Annotated in this window: 17 protein-coding genes; 13 read left to right on the top strand and 4 right to left on the bottom strand. The window is 38.9% G+C overall.

Annotated features, from left to right (window positions below):
- Positions 1–12 precede the first annotated feature (12 nt).
- The 12 genes from plsX (at position 13) to NQT69_RS00400 (ending at position 11,029) form a co-directional block, all read left to right on the top strand.
- A complete protein-coding gene (plsX, locus tag NQT69_RS00345; RefSeq protein WP_256825747.1) occupies positions 13–1,056 on the top strand; it encodes a phosphate acyltransferase PlsX in 1,044 nt (347 codons plus the stop codon).
- Between the two features lie 60 nt (positions 1,057–1,116).
- Positions 1,117–2,043: an ACP S-malonyltransferase gene (gene fabD, locus NQT69_RS00350; RefSeq protein WP_256825748.1), complete on the top strand. Its 927-nt coding sequence runs from the start codon at positions 1,117–1,119 to the stop codon at positions 2,041–2,043.
- Positions 2,044–2,056: 13 nt separating this feature from the next.
- On the top strand, positions 2,057–2,803 hold the full coding sequence (gene fabG, locus NQT69_RS00355; RefSeq protein ID WP_256825749.1) for a 3-oxoacyl-ACP reductase FabG: 747 nt from the start codon (positions 2,057–2,059) through the stop codon (positions 2,801–2,803).
- 240 nt (positions 2,804–3,043) lie between these two features.
- Positions 3,044–3,280, top strand: a complete 237-nt coding sequence (gene acpP / locus NQT69_RS00360; protein ID WP_016707440.1) for an acyl carrier protein — start codon at positions 3,044–3,046, stop codon at positions 3,278–3,280.
- A gap of 113 nt (positions 3,281–3,393) precedes the next feature.
- Positions 3,394–4,632, top strand: coding sequence for a beta-ketoacyl-ACP synthase II (gene fabF, locus NQT69_RS00365; protein ID WP_256825750.1), 1,239 nt, complete (start codon positions 3,394–3,396; stop codon positions 4,630–4,632).
- 54 nt (positions 4,633–4,686) lie between these two features.
- The gene (pabC, locus tag NQT69_RS00370; protein WP_256825751.1) at positions 4,687–5,496 is read left to right on the top strand and encodes an aminodeoxychorismate lyase; all 810 of its coding nucleotides are present in this window, start codon (positions 4,687–4,689) and stop codon (positions 5,494–5,496) included.
- Positions 5,490–6,485, top strand: a complete 996-nt coding sequence (gene mltG, locus NQT69_RS00375) for an endolytic transglycosylase MltG (RefSeq protein WP_256825752.1) — start codon at positions 5,490–5,492, stop codon at positions 6,483–6,485. The genes pabC and mltG overlap by 7 nt, the downstream gene beginning before the upstream one ends.
- Before the next feature lie 34 nt (positions 6,486–6,519).
- Positions 6,520–7,146 (top strand): dTMP kinase, encoded by a 627-nt coding sequence (gene tmk, locus NQT69_RS00380; RefSeq protein ID WP_256825753.1) that lies wholly within the window; start codon positions 6,520–6,522, stop codon positions 7,144–7,146.
- A 1-nt stretch (position 7,147) separates the two neighbouring features.
- Positions 7,148–8,038 carry a DNA polymerase III subunit delta' gene (holB, locus tag NQT69_RS00385; RefSeq protein ID WP_256825754.1) on the top strand — a complete coding sequence of 297 codons (891 nt, stop codon included), beginning with the start codon at positions 7,148–7,150 and terminating at the stop codon, positions 8,036–8,038.
- Between the two features lie 12 nt (positions 8,039–8,050).
- Positions 8,051–8,377 (top strand): PilZ domain-containing protein, encoded by a 327-nt coding sequence (locus NQT69_RS00390; RefSeq protein WP_256825755.1) that lies wholly within the window; start codon positions 8,051–8,053, stop codon positions 8,375–8,377.
- Positions 8,378–8,389: 12 nt separating this feature from the next.
- The gene (locus NQT69_RS00395; protein WP_256825756.1) at positions 8,390–9,169 is read left to right on the top strand and encodes a TatD family hydrolase; all 780 of its coding nucleotides are present in this window, start codon (positions 8,390–8,392) and stop codon (positions 9,167–9,169) included.
- Between the two features lie 6 nt (positions 9,170–9,175).
- Complete coding sequence (locus tag NQT69_RS00400; RefSeq protein ID WP_256825757.1) at positions 9,176–11,029, top strand: alkaline phosphatase D family protein; 1,854 nt, start codon at positions 9,176–9,178, stop codon at positions 11,027–11,029.
- 7 nt (positions 11,030–11,036) lie between these two features.
- Here NQT69_RS00400 and NQT69_RS00405 read toward each other — a convergent pair whose 3' ends face one another.
- From NQT69_RS00405 to NQT69_RS00420, 4 genes are all read right to left on the bottom strand, one after another.
- The gene (locus tag NQT69_RS00405; RefSeq protein WP_256825758.1) at positions 11,037–12,338 is read right to left on the bottom strand and encodes an O-antigen ligase family protein; all 1,302 of its coding nucleotides are present in this window, start codon (positions 12,336–12,338) and stop codon (positions 11,037–11,039) included.
- 63 nt (positions 12,339–12,401) lie between these two features.
- A complete protein-coding gene (locus tag NQT69_RS00410; protein WP_256825759.1) occupies positions 12,402–12,899 on the bottom strand; it encodes a hypothetical protein in 498 nt (165 codons plus the stop codon).
- A 28-nt stretch (positions 12,900–12,927) separates the two neighbouring features.
- Positions 12,928–14,928, bottom strand: coding sequence for a bifunctional diguanylate cyclase/phosphodiesterase (locus tag NQT69_RS00415; RefSeq protein WP_256825760.1), 2,001 nt, complete (start codon positions 14,926–14,928; stop codon positions 12,928–12,930).
- 19 nt (positions 14,929–14,947) lie between these two features.
- Positions 14,948–15,607, bottom strand: a complete 660-nt coding sequence (locus NQT69_RS00420; protein WP_256825761.1) for a transglutaminase-like cysteine peptidase — start codon at positions 15,605–15,607, stop codon at positions 14,948–14,950.
- A gap of 637 nt (positions 15,608–16,244) precedes the next feature.
- Between NQT69_RS00420 and NQT69_RS00425 the strand changes: the two genes are divergently transcribed.
- On the top strand, positions 16,245–17,600 hold the full coding sequence (locus NQT69_RS00425) for a UDP-glucose dehydrogenase family protein (RefSeq protein WP_256825762.1): 1,356 nt from the start codon (positions 16,245–16,247) through the stop codon (positions 17,598–17,600).

Genomic DNA, 17,600 nt, shown 5'->3' on the forward strand with positions numbered 1-17,600 from the left:
GAGATTGCTTATATGCTGACCAATCTAACCATTGCGTTAGATATGATGGGGGGCGATTATGGCCCCCGTTCATCTATCCCCGCAGCCGTTAACGCGGTAAATGCTAATGCCGACTTAAGACTCATCTTATGTGGCAACGAGCAAGTAATATCTAAAGAACTCGAATCCCTCGATTCTTTATCTCATCCAAGATTAATTATTCGTCATTGTAGTGAAGTTGTCACTAATGGCTGTGAACCGGCTTTAGCTGTTCGTTCTAAAAAAGATTCCTCAATGCGTGTAGCCCTTGATTTAGTTAAATCAGGTGAGGCACAAGCATGTGTCAGCGCGGGTAACACCGGTGCATTATTGTTTATGGCGCATTACGTATTGAAAATGTTGCCCGGCGTTAAGCGACCTGCATTGATATCAGCGGTGCCGACTGAGCAAAAACACCCTGTCTATTTACTTGATTTAGGTGCCAACGTGCATTGTGATGCACAAACCTTGTATCAATTTGGCATTATGGGCTCCGTGGTTGCAGGACAAGCGCTCGGTTGTGATAACCCGAAAGTCAGCTTATTAAATATCGGCTCAGAAGACATTAAAGGCCATGAAGATATTAAACAAGCCGCGCAGCTTATGCAGCAATGTGATTACTTAAATTACACCGGCTACAGCGAAGGCAGCGATATATTTACTGGTAAGTCAGATGTGATCGTCTGTGAAGGTTTTGTCGGTAATGTTGCCCTTAAAACCTGCGAAGGTATCGCTAAGCTTATTATGTTTAAGCTAACTAAAGCGCTAAGAAAGCACTTTTTCTACAAATGTATGGCTTTTTTACTACGTCCTGTCATAAAAAAACTCTATAAAAGGGTGAACCCCGACCAGTATAACGGCGCAAGTCTGGTAGGATTGCGCGGTATTGTCGTAAAAAGCCATGGAAATGCATCAGCTAAAGCATTTCATGCTGCTATCGATGAAGCTGTCAGAGAAGTAGAACGTCAACTTCCCGAAAAAATAGCAGCTGTCTTCGAGCAAACACATTCAACAAAAAAAGTAACGGCTGACGAGTAATTAATGATGTCAGGCGCTTACTTAAACATTTATTAAATTGTTTAATTAAAAGAGCAAAGTATGGCACAAAAAATCGCACTTGTTTTTCCAGGTCAAGGCTCACAATCTGTGGGCATGTTAAGTGAGCTACTTACTGAATCAGACATTGTAAAAGCAACTTTTGCCGAGGCATCAGATGCACTTGGTTATGACTTAGCAGCACTCGTACTGAATGGTCCAGAACAAGAACTAAACCAAACTCATCGTACTCAACCTGCTTTATTAACCGCTTCGGTTGCTATTTATCGTCAATGGTTAGCTGCAAATCCAGATGCAGATGTGACCATGGCAGGACACAGTTTAGGTGAATATTCAGCGTTAGTCTGTGCAGATGTGCTGAGCCTTGCACAAGCGGTTAAATTGGTTGAAAACCGTGGTTTATATATGCAAGAAGCTGTTCCTGCTGGTGTGGGTTCTATGGCTGCAATTATAGGTCTTGGTGATGATGAAATTAAAGCTGCCTGTATCGCCTCAGCGCAAGAAGAAGTCGTGGCACCGGTCAACTACAACTCACCAGGCCAAGTAGTTATAGCGGGCCATAAAGCGGCGGTTGATAGAGCATCAGAAGCGTGTAAAGAAGCCGGCGCAAAACGCGCATTACCTTTATCAGTGAGCGTACCATCGCATTGTGAACTGATGAAGCCAGCGGCAGAAAAATTAGCTGTTGATTTAGCCGCTTTAACATTTAATACACCTAAGTGTGATGTAATTAATAATGTTGATGTCAGTGCAGAAAATACTGCCGATGCAATTAAAGATGCATTAGTACGTCAATTATATAGCCCAGTACGCTGGACTGAAACGGTACAAGCCTTAGTAGCACAGGGAATTACCCAAAGCTACGAGTTTGGTCCTGGTAAAGTATTAACGGGTCTAGCAAAACGAATTGATAAAGCAATGGTATGTGGTTCGGTAAATAGCCAAGCTGCCATTGATGAAGCTAAATAAGAGTAGGATAGTAATGGCAAATTTATTTTCACTAGAGGGCAAGGTAGTCCTTATTACTGGTGCAAGCCGTGGTATTGGTAAAGCAATTGCGACAACCTTAGTTGCGCAAGGCGCGAAAGTTGCCGGCACCGCTACCAGTGAGTCGGGTGCGGCTAAGATCAGTGAATACTTAGCTGATAACGGTAAAGGTTATGCGTTAAACGTAACTGATCCTGCATCGATTGAGGCGACACTTGCTGCGATAAAAGCAGATTTCGGTGATGTTGATGTATTAGTTAATAATGCTGGTATCACCCGTGATAACCTTCTAATGCGCATGAAAGAGGGTGAGTGGGACGATATCATCGATACCAACTTAAGCTCTATTTTCCGTTTGTCTAAAGCGGTATTACGCCCGATGATGAAGAAAAAGCAGGGCCGTATTATAAATATTGGCTCAGTTGTTGGTACTATGGGTAATGCAGGTCAAGCTAACTATGCAGCGGCGAAAGCGGGTGTTATCGGTTTTTCTAAATCATTAGCACGTGAAGTTGCGTCGCGCGGTATTACTGTAAACGTAGTGGCCCCTGGTTTTATTCAAACTGATATGACTGATGAGTTGACAGACGAGCAAAAAGCAGCAACGCTTGCTAATGTACCTGCTGGGCGTTTAGGCCAGCCAGATGAGATTGCCGCTGCTGTTTGTTATTTAGCGTCAGATGCCGCTGCCTATGTTTCGGGCGAAACGCTGCACGTTAACGGCGCAATGTACATGGTTTAAGGAACGTTGTTCCTTTTTTAAATTAAGCATGCTTACCGAAAAATGTTGAATTTTTTGTTATCTTGCTTTAAACATACTTGAATTCGCTGTGAAAATAAGCGATAAAAGATAAAAATAACACTCAAGAGGTTTGACCAGATAAATAATTATCAGCAAATCCTTGAATCACAGAATTATGCGCCGTAAACTACGCCGCAATCTGAAAATAACGCATTGGCGTTTTTAATAAAGGAAAGAAGAATGAGCGACATCCAAGAACGCGTAAAGAAAATCATCATTGAGCAACTAGGTGTTAAAGAAGAAGAAGTAAAGCATGAAGCTTCTTTCGTAGATGACTTAGGCGCAGATTCACTTGATACTGTTGAATTAGTAATGGCTCTTGAAGAAGAGTTTGACACTGAGATCCCAGACGAAGAAGCTGAAAAGATCACTACAGTTCAAGCTGCAATCGATTACGTTACAGCTCACGCTGAGTAATCAATCGCAAATTAAGGGCAGCATTCGCTGCCCTTAATCTATCCGTTATATGATACTAATTAACTTAGTACACACCCCACCTAAAATAATAATTCCCTTATTGGAGGCAACCCGTGGCTAAACGTCGAGTCGTCGTAACTGGCTTAGGAATGTTGACACCGCTAGGTAACGATGTTGAATCAACCTGGCAAGGCTTGTTAAATGGCAAAAGTGGTATTCAAACTATCACACATTTCGATACTTCAAGTTTTGGCACCAAATTCGCAGGCTTGCTGAATGATTTTAATGCGTCTGACTATATGTCACCGAAAGATGCGAAAAAAATGGATTTGTTTATCCAATATGGCATAGCAGCGGGTGTGCAAGCATTACAAGATTCTGGCCTTGAGATCACAGAGCAGAACGCACAGCGCGTTGGTGTAGCTGTTGGCTCAGGCATTGGTGGTTTAACGTTAATCGAAGAAAACCACATAAAATTATTAAACAGTGGCCCACGTAAGTTATCACCTTTTTACGTACCGTCGACCATTATCAATATGATCTCAGGTCATTTATCGATTATGCATGGCTTACGAGGCCCTAATATTTCTATTGTTACTGCATGTACAACTGGCCTACATAATATTGGTCATGCAGCGCGTATGATTGCATACGGTGATGCAGATGCCATGGTTGCCGGTGGTGCTGAGAAAGCTTCTACGCCGATCGGTATGGGTGGCTTTAATGCGGCTCGTGCACTTTCAACCCGTAATGACGACCCACAAGCGGCATCTCGTCCATGGGATAAAGACCGTGACGGTTTTGTGCTTGCTGATGGTGCTGGTGTTATCGTACTGGAAGAATACGAGCACGCTAAAGCACGTGGCGCTAAAATTTACTCTGAGCTAGTTGGTTTTGGTATGAGCGGTGATGCTTATCACATGACCTCACCACCTGAAGATGGTGCAGGTGCTGCCTTGGCGATGGAAAATGCGTTAAACGACGCAGGCGTAAACGCTGATCAAGTGGGTTACATTAATGCTCACGGTACTTCAACCAACGCTGGTGATAAAGCTGAAACCTCAGCGGTTAAATCAATCTTTGGTGATGCAGCAAAAGATGTGATGGTCAGTTCATCTAAATCTATGATGGGTCACTTGTTAGGTGCTGCGGGCTCTGTTGAGTCAATAATTACAATCTTGTCATTACAAGATCAAAAAGTCAGCCCAACAATTAACCTTGATAATCCAGACGAAGGCTGTGACCTAGACTACGTTCCTCACACCGCACGTGATGCTAAATTAGACTACGCATTATGTAACTCGTTTGGTTTTGGCGGTACTAATGGCTCGTTGCTGTTTAAAAAGGTATAATCTTTTTAAACAACGAGACAGAATAATAGCCCAGTTGTGACTGGGCTTTTTTATATGCAAAAACAACAGCTAATTACAACATCTCAAGCCAGTTTAGTTAATACCCGTGATCGTGGCTTAAACTATGGTGATGGCTTTTTCACAACCGCTAAAATTGTCGATGCTAAGGTGGAGCTATGGCCTTTACACCGCGCACGTTTAGTGGAATGTGCTAAACGTTTAGCCTTCCCTGAAATTAACTTTATTGAGCTTGAAGCGGCTATTAGCGCTTATATTGCTAACGAAAAGTGCGCAGTACTAAAAGTGCTGATCACCCGGGGTGAAGGGGGGCGAGGTTATGGCCTGCCTGATCAACCACAACTGAACATCGTATTGTCTTTATCTGCATATCCATCTCATTATGATGAACTCAAGTTAACTGGATTAAGCTTGGCTGTGAGTCCGATAAAATTAGCAGCACAACCGCTATTTGCCGGCTTAAAAACATTAAACCGATTAGAACAAGTGATGATCAAACACGCCATGCAATCACAACAATGCGATGATGTTTTAGTCCTTGATCATCAAAACCATGTTATAGAAACCTCGGCAGCGAATGTATTTGCTATTAAAGCTGGGCGAATTTTTACCCCACAGTTAAATGAATGCGGTATTAAAGGGGTTTACCTACAATCGTTATGTGCTAAATTGCCTGTTGAATTTGTGCAAATGACAGTAGAACAATTAAAAACAATGGATGCTGTCTTTGTGTGTAACAGTTTAATGGCTGCTATTCCTGTAGCTGCTATTGATAATGTTAAATTTGAGATAAAGACGAGTTTAAGCGTATTAAATGGTTTAACAGCCAAGGAGTTTACGTGTTAAAAGTGATTACCAGCATTTTAGTTCTGGCGTTAGTGGTGACGGCAATTGGTTATCAACAACTACAAGCAACCATAACCAGTACATTAATGGTTCCTGCCAACACTCAATTTGAGGTAAAAAAAGGAACTGGGTTTAATCAGCTTTGCCAACAGTGGCAAGCAAAAAATTGGTTAGAACACTGTTTTAAATACCAGGTTGTGGCAAAGCTAGATCCGAGTCTCACAGATTTGAAAGCCGGCCTCTATGAACTTGATTCGGGCACTGTGCTGGATAATATTCGCCGTATAAATCAAGGTGAGCAGGTTAGTTTTAGTTTTACTATTATCGAAGGGCAAACATTGCGTGATGTACTTGCGTCAATAGAGCAGGCACCGAATTTACATCAAGATCTAGAGTTAGAGAAGTTGAGTCAGCAAATTATAGATTCTGATCAACACTTAGAAGGCTGGTTGTACCCTGATACGTATCATTATCATGCCGGTGATAGCGCGAGCTCACTACTTAAACGAGCACACCTTATTATGCAGCGCACACTTGATGATGCATGGCAGCAACGGGCTGAAGACTTGCCGCTTAACAGCGCTTATGAGGCGTTGATTATGGCCTCAATTATAGAAAAAGAAACGGGTCTTGCTAGTGAGCGACCTATGATTGCCTCAGTGTTTACTAATCGCCTTAACTCTAACATGCGATTACAAACTGATCCTACGGTAATTTACGGTTTGGGAACTGCCTATGATGGTGATATTAAGCGTAAAGATTTAACCAGCTACACGCCTTATAATACCTATAAAATAAATGGCTTACCGCCTACACCCATTGCAATGCCTTCGAAGGCAGCGATTTTAGCAGCGCTAAATCCGCCAGAATCTGACTTTGTGTACTTTGTGGCGAAAGGGGATGGCAGTCATCAGTTTTCAAAAACACTCAAAGCACATAATAAAGCTGTGCAAGATTACTTACGCTATCAAAAACAATTAAGTAATTAACTCAGTAGCAAATCGAATATATAAAAGAGATACCATGACAGCTAAATTTATAGTGATCGAAGGGCTAGAAGGAGCAGGTAAATCAACTGCTATTTCTATTTGTCAGCAATTTTTGACCCAGCATAATGTTGATTTTGTCAATGTTAGGGAGCCAGGTGGTACGCCACTTGCTGAACAGCTACGTGACTTAGTTAAAGCGAATCATCAAGAGCAGATTGCCAGTGAAACAGAATTGCTGATCATGTATGCGGCCCGTGCTCAATTAGTTAATAACGTTATTCGTCCTGCGCTTAATAATGGTCAATGGGTACTTGGTGATCGCCATGATTTATCGTCACAAGCTTACCAAGGTGGCGGACGTGAAATTGAACAAACGACTTTAAAAGCACTATCGGATATTGTGTTAAAAGGCTTAAAGCCTGATTTAACTATTTACTTAGATATTGAGCCATCAATTGGTTTGGCGCGTGCGAAAGGACGTGGCGAGCTTGATAGAATAGAGCAAGAAGCACTGAGCTTTTTTGAACGTACTCGGGCACAATACCTTAACCTTGCAAATAATGACGATTCAATTAAAACAGTGAATGCAAATCAAACTATGGCGCAAGTACATAATGATATCATTACGGTTTTAGAACAGTTTATGCAAAGTAATAATTAATATGATTTACCCATGGCTTAGCGAAATAGAACAACAGCTTAGTACGAGTCTACGGACCGGGCGATTCCACCACGCTCAACTGTTTAATGGCCAACAAGGTGTGGGTAAAACAGCAATGGTTGAGCAACTTGCTGATGCACTTTTGTGCCAACAACCGAGCAATATTAAAGCATGTGGTCAATGTAAGAGCTGCCAATTAAATCAGGCTGGTACTCATCCCGATAAATTTAACGTGCAAGTTGAAGGGCAGAGTATTGGGGTTGATGAAATTCGCACTGTAAGTGACTTTATGAGTCATTCAGCTGCACAAAATGGTAATAAAGTGGTGATCATTAAAGATTGCCATAAAATGACTACTGCGGCTGCCAATGCCTTGTTAAAAACACTTGAAGAGCCGAGCCCACAGCGATTTTTATTATTAACCACCACCACAGCAACACAATTACCCGCCACTATTTTAAGCCGTTGTAGCCGAACTGATGTACAAGTCTCTGATACTGATAGTACTCAACAGTGGCTCGCATCATTACAAATTATTGACTACCCTTGGCTTAGCTTGTTTTATCAACAACCTTTATTGGTGCAGGCTTGGCAGCAAGCAGATCAGTTAACAACGATTGAACAACTGTATAAATTTGCAACTAGCTTAAAACAAGGCCATAATTTCAGTGAGTTAGTAGATATTATTAATAAAGATAGTGAATTAATACGCGTTTTTTGTTTATTTGTGAGTGATCAGTTAAAGCAGCAACTCGTGTCTGGCATGCAATTTGATGCTTATCAGCAGGCACAACAGGCTTTAACTGAGTTTTATCAAAATAGCACGCAAGTGCTTGGCCTTAACTTACCATTGGCTGTCTCTCGATTGGCGTATTCACTACGTAACGGATAATTAGGATTTTTTATGCAAGAGTTACTTGTTGATTTAGAAGATTTAGACGAACTTTACCGCTGTTATATGCCTTATCTTAAAACAGGCGGCTTATTTGTACGCACTAACATGCGCTACGAAATGGGTCACTCATTAGCGCTAAAAGTTACTCTTCCGGATGCATTAGAAGATGATGTCGTCACTGGTAAAGTAATGTGGATCACCCCACAAGGCGCTCAGAGCTCTAACCCACCAGGTATAGGCATTAGTTTTTTAGATGATAAAACTAACCTTAATGCGAAGATCGAAAAACTACTAGGGACTATGTTAAACTCTGGTAATCCAACTTATACCATGTAGTAAGCAGTAATTGTGATTGTAGATTCTCATTGCCATTTAGACCGTCTTGATTTTGATAAACTTGATTTAAACCTTGACCAAGTACTTGATAGTGCACGGGCAAAGCAAGTAGAACACTTTTTATGTGTGAGTGTTACCTTAGATCAATTTCCAAGTATGCTGGAAAAAATTCAACACTACAGTGATGTGTCGGCCTCATGTGGCGTACATCCTCTTGATCAAAAAGATGCCCTTGATAAACAACGCCTGATTGATTTAGCAAGTCACGATAAAGTCGTCGCCATTGGTGAAACAGGGCTTGATTATTATTATTCAAAAGACACCCATACCATTCAACAAGAAAGCTTCGTTGGTCATATTGAAGTGGCTAACCAACTACAAAAGCCGTTAATTATTCATACCAGAGATGCCCGCGCCGACACGATTAATTTAATGCGCGAGTATAACGCTGAAAAATGCGGTGGTGTATTACATTGTTTTACAGAAGATTGGGATATGGCCAAAAAAGCCATTGATTTAGGCTTTTATATTTCTATCTCGGGCATTGTGACTTTTAAAAATGCAGTAGAGCTAAAAGACGTTGTTAAACAAATCCCACTTGATAGATTACTTATTGAAACCGACTCACCTTATTTAGCACCAGTACCTTACCGTGGTAAAACCAATCAGCCTGCGTATGTGCAAGATGTGGCCTACTACATTAGTGAACTTAAAGGTATTAGCTATAAAGAATTGGCTACAGCTACAACAGCTAATTTTTATTCACTCTTTAATTTAGCAAAGCAGGGTTAACGTTTTATGAGCCAAGCACCACTTCCTCTACTTTTAATGGGGCCAATGGTGCGCCGTGCTGATAAAAATGAGGTTTGCATTCAGTTTGCAACCTCAACGCCGCTAAACTGCACAATAGAGCTTAAGCAATACAATAGTTATTGTGAACATGAGTCTGTTTGTTTAGGTGAGCGGCTTTTTTTACATTACGTTATTTTAAAGCCCATCGAGCATGAATTTCCATTAGATACATTGATAAGTTACCGGCTTTTTAATGGAGAAAATGAAATAGCGCTTAATGAATTTTGCTACCCTAATAAAAACACGCCTGAATTTGCTATCCCGAGCACGTTAACTCACATATTACATGGCTCATGTCGTAACCCTCACCATCCAGCAAAAGACAGCTTGGTTGCTGCTAATCACTTTGTACAAGCAAAGCGCAGTGATAATGAGATAGGGGCTGATATTTTGCTGCTATCGGGAGATCAAGTTTATGCCGATGATGTAGCGGGCGCTATGTTAATCGCCATTACTCGGTTAATTGATGTGTTGGGAATATACCAAGAACAACCGCTTGATATAGAGTTACCCGAAGATATACAACAGCAGCTTTACCAGCGCCATCTTTATTTACCTAAAGTTCCATGGCAACAACGCAATAAAATAGGGGTAGGGTATTGGCTGAAAAAAGACGTACCGCATTTTTCAAGTTTAAAAGCCGATAATCATTTAGTTTTTTTTCAAGAGTTTATTGCCCTTTATTTACTCAACTTTAGCCCTGTCGTTTGGCAGTTAGTAGATTTTGAAAGCATCAACTATCAGGCGAGTTCACCTAAGTGCCAAGATATATTTGATAATGAAAAGGCGGCATTGCTAGCGTTTAAAACCGGATTAAACGACACTCAAGTGTTATTTGCCAACGTTCCGAGCTACATGATGTTTGACGATCACGATGTAACAGATGATTGGAACCTCACTGCAGGTTGGGAGCAAGTAATTTATCAGCACCCAGTCAGTCGACGTATTGTCAACAATGGCCTGATAAGTTATTGGTTATTTCAAGGGATTGGAAATGATGCTGGCAATAAAAGCTTCAGCTTATTAGCACCTTTTAAGCAAAGCTTCGCAGCCGATGAGCAATGGCAGTTCAAAACGTTTGATAAAACCCTATTAGAATTTAACCATTGGCACTATGAACTCAATACCGTACCAAAAGTTGTGGTGCTAGATACACGCACCCATCGCTGGCGTAACGAACAAAACTTTAATGAACCTTCAGGTTTGCTAGATTGGGAGCGCCTGACAGAGCTTGAAGACAGTTTATTAACTCATGAGCAAGTTATTATCGTTTCCCCTGCGCCTGTTTTTGGTGTTAAATCGATAGAAGCCATTCAAGCACTGTTTAATATCTGTGGCCAACCATTGTTAGTAGATGTTGAGAACTGGATGGCACATGAAGGCTCCGCGAAAAAGCTACTTGATACCTTTCGTCGTGACGACACCCCAAAAGAGACACTAATTTTGTCTGGTGATGTTCATTACTCATTCTGTTTTTCAGTGCAAAAACGTTTTGGCAAACACCCCAATCGTATTTGGCAACTTACTGCCAGCGGAATTAAAAACGAATTCCCGCGTAAGCTAATTAATATTCTCGATAAGCTCGATTCAATATTATATGCCCCTAAAAGCCCTCTCAACTTTTTTACTAAACGTTGGCAAATGGAGGTCGATAAACATCAAACTAAAGGTGAAGGGCAAAAGTATTTAGTCAGTGACGCAGCAATAAGCTTAATAGAGCTTGAAAACGGCAAACTCGCCCGTTATCAGCTAATACATACTGATAACAGAACGACAGAGTTTGATTTAGAGCAGAACTAACTTCTCTTTATTTGTAAGAGTGAACGGGTGGTGGAAGTTTGTTTGTTAAAATAGTCAAGCATAGAATAATTATAAATAGCATAGAATTCGCACCCGCCTGAAGTGAGTAATCAACGGTTGAGTGTAGTAGCATTGCTGTTATTGCAATAGCACAGCCAAAAGCAGTTCCTTGATATAATGATGTTTTACGAGTTTTCATAGTATTAAGGCACAGCCAAAAACAATACAATACTAATATCCCAAGTATTAGGGTAGCAGGTAAACCGAGTTCGACTGCAAACTGGATATAGTCATTATGTGCATTATCATAGTAACCTGAGTATGGCTCGGACTGGTAAGCAGGGAAAGCGGTATAAAAAGTACCGCCGCCAGAGCCGATGAAAGGCTTATCTAAGATTAGTGGTATTGCATCTCTTACAACTTCATCTCTAGATTCAGAGTGAAGGCTTGTCTCGGTTATGCGCTCTTTAATTCTTTCAACATCGAATAATGCACCTATAATTATTACATCAACTATAAAAAAACTGAGGATTATATATTTAAAAGAGGGTGGTTTGTTTTTATAGATAAACACTGCAATTAAGCTTATTAGGGTTAATGAAATAAAAAATGCTGAGTTCCCCATTCTGCTGCGCGTTAGAATCAAAGCAACAATTATAATGATCAATGCTATTCGTATCGCTATTTTTGGACTCAGCAATACAGCGGTAAAATCCCTTAAAAGCTGAACCTTTGAATTTGAAGGTTTAGGCTTATTGTTGAGTTGGCTAATAAACAAGCCGATCCCAAGTGATAAGCTTAACATAAGGTAATTTGCTAGGAAGTTGGCGTAAGAAAAACTTCCTAAAGCTCGCCCTGTTTCTTGATAACCAAAAACTGGGCTCATAGCTGATGGGGTCAGGTTTAAAAAGCTGGCATATAATGATTGACATAATGCCGTTAAAGTAATGGTATAAAGTAGTATTTTAACTTTTTGTTTTGAATCACAGTATACAAACAGTAACCAGCATAGTATGAGCATATAAGTTGTTTTTATCAACATCTGATTTGTTTGTTGGGTATCTATACTTACTGTCAGCGTTTGTATTGAGCATAATGTGATAACACATAAAAGTGAGCTAAAAATAGGCCAAGAAAAAACTGGGGGTAAAAGCCTCCTAGAAAAAAACAAACTATTTGCTAGGTGTAAGGTGAAAACAGAAGTTAGTAAAAAGCCTAACGTCATTATAGCCCAAGGCCTAAAACTTCCTAAAGGAATAGGTAATAGAAAAATAAGAACGCAAAGCATATAAAAAATAAGTTTATTCAATGTATTCTCATGATAAATATAATGAGTGCAGCATTGATCGTTGCACATTCTAAATTTAGATTATTAAATTCCTGATTCCGAAATTCCAGAGTCTCCACCTGAGCCACCTGAGCCATTTGGTGTTGTACGATTAGGGAGAGAAAAGTCAGGGATTAAAAGAGTAGGAGTACCACCTGCAGCAGTTGCTTCTGACGCAACTGTTGCATCTACGCCATATGTTATAGCCGAAAGAGTTATAGTGTCAAAGTCCGTACCATATAAATTCAGGGCGTGTAAAAAGTCACTAATTAATGGGTTATCTTTACCAATGGCATTAATAACAGTTGAAACCATAAAGTCAACATCACCAGAATTACATTCACGACTGTAACAAATTGAGCTAATTTCTTTAACTAAGCTTTGAGTGAAATCATCTGGTTTATTTGGCTGCGCATCTTGAAGAGTGCTAATTAATTTATCGGCATGTGGTTTGGTTGCAGTTTGTAAATCTTTAGCTATGACTTGCGAAGGTACAAACCATAAAGCTCCAATCATTATACCTGTTAAGGTTATAACTTTCATTTTAGTCCCTTTATTATGTAAATGTTACTTAATTACTGAATATAAACTCACCATTAGATAAAGTAAACTGTTTATTGTTTATATCATTTTTAAGAGAATTAATTGAGGTTGGGGTGCTAATATATATACCCTGCAACCCATCGCAGGCTAAATTTTTAAGCGTTAACATTGTTTCCTTGTCTTCAATTAGTGATGCTAATGTCTTGATACCAAAGCCATGACATATTGTGTTGACAGTTTGAATAAAAAACTGAGCTTGGGTATTATGTGTAATACCTTTAATGTAGCTGCCATCAAGCTTTATGTATTTTATATTAAGGCCTTGAATGTACCTTAAAGATGATAGGCTTATTCCAAAATGTTCAACACAGACGTTTATCCCAATTTCATTAATAATATCTATATGCAAAGTCGCTGTGTGTATGTTTCGAAGTAAGCTAGATTCATGAAATTCAAATATGAGGTTATTCTTGAGTGCGGCCTTAGTTTGAGAGAATAATCGAAGCCATTTAATGAAATCCCTTGAGTAAAGGGATGATTGACTTAAGTTTATAGCAAACCTCGCTTGTGGGTATTGCTCTTTAATTACAACAAAGTCGCGAATAAGTTTTTTATCTAATTCAATTGTTAAATTGAGAGTTTCGGCCATCGTAAATAAATGACAGTTGTTAATTGTTCTGTCATTGTGAACAAAAAGAGCGAGTACTTCAAAATATTCGATTTTTCGCCCATCATGAGCGGCTTTTATTGGCTGGATCTTGAAATTAACTTCACCAGAAGAAATAATATTATTTATTATCTTGCGCCACTGAATAACGCTAAAATGCTCGTTAACCTGCCCCTGCTTATTTACTTCATTAAAAATGCAACGCGTATCTAATAAAGATAGTACCTCATTCAATGAATGTGTAGCTGATACCGACAGTACAGCAAAATTGGCATAGCCTTCTGTGTGTATATCTAAGCTTGATTCTTTAAAGTAGTTATTTAGTTCAGTGTATATTTCTTGCAAGAAGTATTGATCATACGGTGCTAATATCATGAATGTGCCACCGTTTAACCTATAGATTTTTGTATTACTTAATTGGGAAAATCCATCTTTAATCTTTTCTGCAGTATCAAGCACATATTTATCACCGTCATGATAACTAATTGACATATTGATATTAGAAAGTGATGGAAGAGTGATCATTAAAGCGCTAAGCGGCTTATCTTCAGCAATTGAGCTAACTACTGAATTAAAAAAACTTTCAAGATACTTACGATTTCCTAAACCTGTTAATGGATCAACATAGAGCTTCTCCGTTAAGTCTTCAGCTTGCCTTGTTAATGAATCAAAAGTTGCCTGTAGATTTGTAACCATGAGATTAATAGCTTGAGTAACCGTTCGTAATTCCCTAGCAAGAGGCATTTTTCTAGTAACAGTAAAGCGCTTGAGAGTAACTAAATTGGCTTGTTTTTCTAGTAGCTTTAGAGGCCTAAATATTGCTTTTAAAATAAAGTAAGCAACTATCAATGACATAAAAGCAAGCCAAACTGTATTATATAATGACTGAACTGTACTTTGCCAAAGGGTTCTATATGAAGAAGCTGTATGGGTTGTTACTTCAAGGGTACCTGCAATCATCCAACCATTACTTACTTCTGAACCTTTAGAGGGGGCCTGTAAGGTAAATTGATTGATAAACCACTGTGGTACCGTTTCTACCTGCTTGGAGTTTTCTAGGGAAAAGATAACATTGCCATTGCTATCTGTTAAACGGATATGCTGATAAAAACCTGAATCGAAAATTGCACGGCTCATTGTTTTGGCAATAGTATAATCATCTAAGTTCATAAAAGGTGATATTGATAGACCCAAACTATTGGCAGTATCTTGGGCATGACTACTCATTTGTGATTGTAAGTAGTTACGCGTGGAATCTATATTATTGAAAAAGCTTATTAAAAATGACGAGAGTGAAGTTATAATAATTAAACCATAAATTTGGGTTTTTAAGCTTATGCCATCTTTTATCTTTAAAGACATATCAATAATCCTTTAATATTTAGGGGGTTGGACGAACTTGCCCTTTTTCAATTCTTTCAATCATTGCGGCCCAAGAGGAAACACCAGGGCTTGTCCTTAACTGATTTCCTAGGCCCTTCGCTTTTGCTAGCCAAAGCCCACTACCATTAAAACTATATATAGGTGTTAGATCGTTCCTCTGATCAGCAGTGGTGACCTTGCTAGTGAAATTGTCCAGTACAAAAGGTATTTGGTTAGGTTGTTCAAAATAAATTAGGACCATATGCGGTTGATTAACATTTATTTTCCTTACGTACATGAACCTAATTTTATCTTCAGATATACCTAATGATAAAAGGGTAAAGTATTTAGCAATCACATAATCTTCACAGTCTCCAGCACCCATGCCTAAGGTTTCCAATGGTGTTGCCCAGTAATCATTTTTGCCCCAATGCTTAATGTCGTCTTTATACTGTATATGCTTATTCATAAAGTTATTGACTAAATGTATTTTTCTCCAGTCAGACTCTGAACTATTGCTTTTTAAAAAATCTAACCAACGTTTGATGCGTGTTGCCCCCTGACTATCATAATGTTTCGTAGCGTCACTTAGCACTTTAGTGTCATGTAAGTGTAGGATTGAATTTTCGGTTTTTGCTGTGGTGGCTATTAATAAAAATAATAAAAATTTATAACGCAAAGACTGTCCCGTAAAGCATACCATTAAGGAGGCTTAACCAGTGTAATACGTTTTACTTTAGAATGGTAGCTTGTTTAATATTACTAAAATAAAATTTTTTAAAAGTTTTTATTTTGTTTGTTTTAAAATCTATCAGTGTATGTTGAAACGGTACATTATGTATGTATAATGTTCGAAAATAATAAGTTATGTACAGCATGGATGTATGTTTTACTCATATGGATTTGAATGTTTCACTTTTCTGACTATGTCTAAATCAGTGTTTTTCAACTTTCAATTTCTCATCCAATCTAGTCATAACTAGCTTTTATTAAGAGTTTTTACAAAAGTTACTAGTTTGATTTTTGCATTTATGTGATATCACTAATTTATCTGTTTTAAGGTTTTTAGTTCTTATAATCACTAGGTATGTTAACTGAAAAAATAATTTTGTATGTTTTTAAACTATATGAAATTAAAATTATTTCGGAAAACTAAATTATACCACAGGTGTATTTAAAATTTTAATTAATAACTGTTTAGAGAATACATGACTAAATGGCGTGGTGAATTTAAATATTAAGGTACGCTAAACGTGGTTTTATTTACATTTTAGCAAGGGTTTATAGTAGGCAAACCCTAAAATTAAAGGATTAAAATGAAAGTTACATTTTATGGAATCGGTTATGTTGGCTTAGTTCAAGCAACAATATTAGCAGATGCGGGACATAACGTTTGTTGTGTTGATATTGATGAGAAGCGCATTGAAGATCTCAAGAATGGAATAATTCCGATTTATGAACCAGGCCTAACTCCTTTAGTGCAAAAAAATTATCAAGAAGGGCGCTTATCTTTTACAACTGACTCCAAATTTGGCGTTGAATTTGGCGATTTACAATTTATTGCTGTAGGTACACCTGCTGATGAAGATGGCTCAGCAGATTTGAAATACGTACTGCAAGTAGCTGAAACTATTGCTACACATATGACCCGCTCTAAGGTTATTGTTGATAAGTCAACAGTACCTGTAGGTACAGCTGAAAAGGTAAAGATTAAAGTTCAGAAAGTATTAGATGGTCGACAGAGCAACTTATCTTTTGCTGTCGTATCAAATCCGGAGTTCCTAAAAGAAGGGGCTGCAGTAAATGACTGTAAACGGCCAGATAGAATAATCATCGGAACTAATTCTACACTTGCTGAAGAGCAAATGAGAGAGTTATACGCGCCATTTAATCGCAACCATGAAAAAATCATTGTCATGGATATTAAGAGCGCGGAACTAACGAAATACGCTGCAAATTGTATGCTTGCAACTAAAATTAGCTTTATGAATGAAATGGCCAATATTGCTGAACGAGTAGGTGCTGATATCGAACATGTTAGACACGGTATTGGCTCCGACTCCAGAATTGGCTATCAATTTATATACCCAGGTTGTGGTTATGGTGGTTCGTGTTTTCCTAAAGACGTACAAGCACTTGTTCGTACAACCGATGCGATTGGATACAATTCGCAGATTTTGAAAGCGGTTGAGTCAGTAAATGCTGCACAGAAAAATAAACTTTTTGAATATATTTCGAATCGTTATGATCTAGAAAACAATCCTTCTGCTTTAAAGGGGCGAGTTTTTGCGCTATGGGGACTAAGTTTTAAGCCAAATACAGATGATATGAGAGAAGCTCCAAGCCGTGTGCTTATGGAACAACTTTGGGCTGCAGGTGCAAATGTGCAAGCATATGACCCAGAAGCTATGGAAGAAACACAGAGAATCTATGGTAGTCGTAATGATTTAGTGCTGATGGGAACAAAGGAAGCCGCTCTTAGTAGTGCAGATGCACTAATTATTTGCACTGAGTGGCAAGCATTTAGGGCCCCTGACTTTGACTTTATTAAAACTAATCTTAGCGAGCCTCTTATTTTCGATGGAAGAAACTTATTTGATCCAAACCGTATGGTTAAAAAGGGAATAAGCTACTATAGCATTGGCCGTGGCCTATCGGTTACGGAGGTGTAA

Origin of the sequence: Pseudoalteromonas shioyasakiensis, assembly GCF_024518675.1 — a bacterium.
Classification (GTDB): domain Bacteria; phylum Pseudomonadota; class Gammaproteobacteria; order Enterobacterales; family Alteromonadaceae; genus Pseudoalteromonas; species Pseudoalteromonas shioyasakiensis_B.

Coding starts and splice junctions, on each gene's coding strand:
- plsX (WP_256825747.1), top strand. CDS start 13: ATGCTGACCAATCTAACCATTGCGTTAGATATGATGGGGGGCGATTAT.
- fabD (WP_256825748.1), top strand. CDS start 1,117: ATGGCACAAAAAATCGCACTTGTTTTTCCAGGTCAAGGCTCACAATCT.
- fabG (WP_256825749.1), top strand. CDS start 2,057: ATGGCAAATTTATTTTCACTAGAGGGCAAGGTAGTCCTTATTACTGGT.
- acpP (WP_016707440.1), top strand. CDS start 3,044: ATGAGCGACATCCAAGAACGCGTAAAGAAAATCATCATTGAGCAACTA.
- pabC (WP_256825751.1), top strand. CDS start 4,687: ATGCAAAAACAACAGCTAATTACAACATCTCAAGCCAGTTTAGTTAAT.
- tmk (WP_256825753.1), top strand. CDS start 6,520: ATGACAGCTAAATTTATAGTGATCGAAGGGCTAGAAGGAGCAGGTAAA.
- holB (WP_256825754.1), top strand. CDS start 7,148: ATGATTTACCCATGGCTTAGCGAAATAGAACAACAGCTTAGTACGAGT.
- NQT69_RS00390 (WP_256825755.1), top strand. CDS start 8,051: ATGCAAGAGTTACTTGTTGATTTAGAAGATTTAGACGAACTTTACCGC.
- NQT69_RS00400 (WP_256825757.1), top strand. CDS start 9,176: ATGAGCCAAGCACCACTTCCTCTACTTTTAATGGGGCCAATGGTGCGC.
- NQT69_RS00410 (WP_256825759.1), bottom strand. CDS start 12,899: ATGAAAGTTATAACCTTAACAGGTATAATGATTGGAGCTTTATGGTTT.
- NQT69_RS00415 (WP_256825760.1), bottom strand. CDS start 14,928: ATGTCTTTAAAGATAAAAGATGGCATAAGCTTAAAAACCCAAATTTAT.
- NQT69_RS00425 (WP_256825762.1), top strand. CDS start 16,245: ATGAAAGTTACATTTTATGGAATCGGTTATGTTGGCTTAGTTCAAGCA.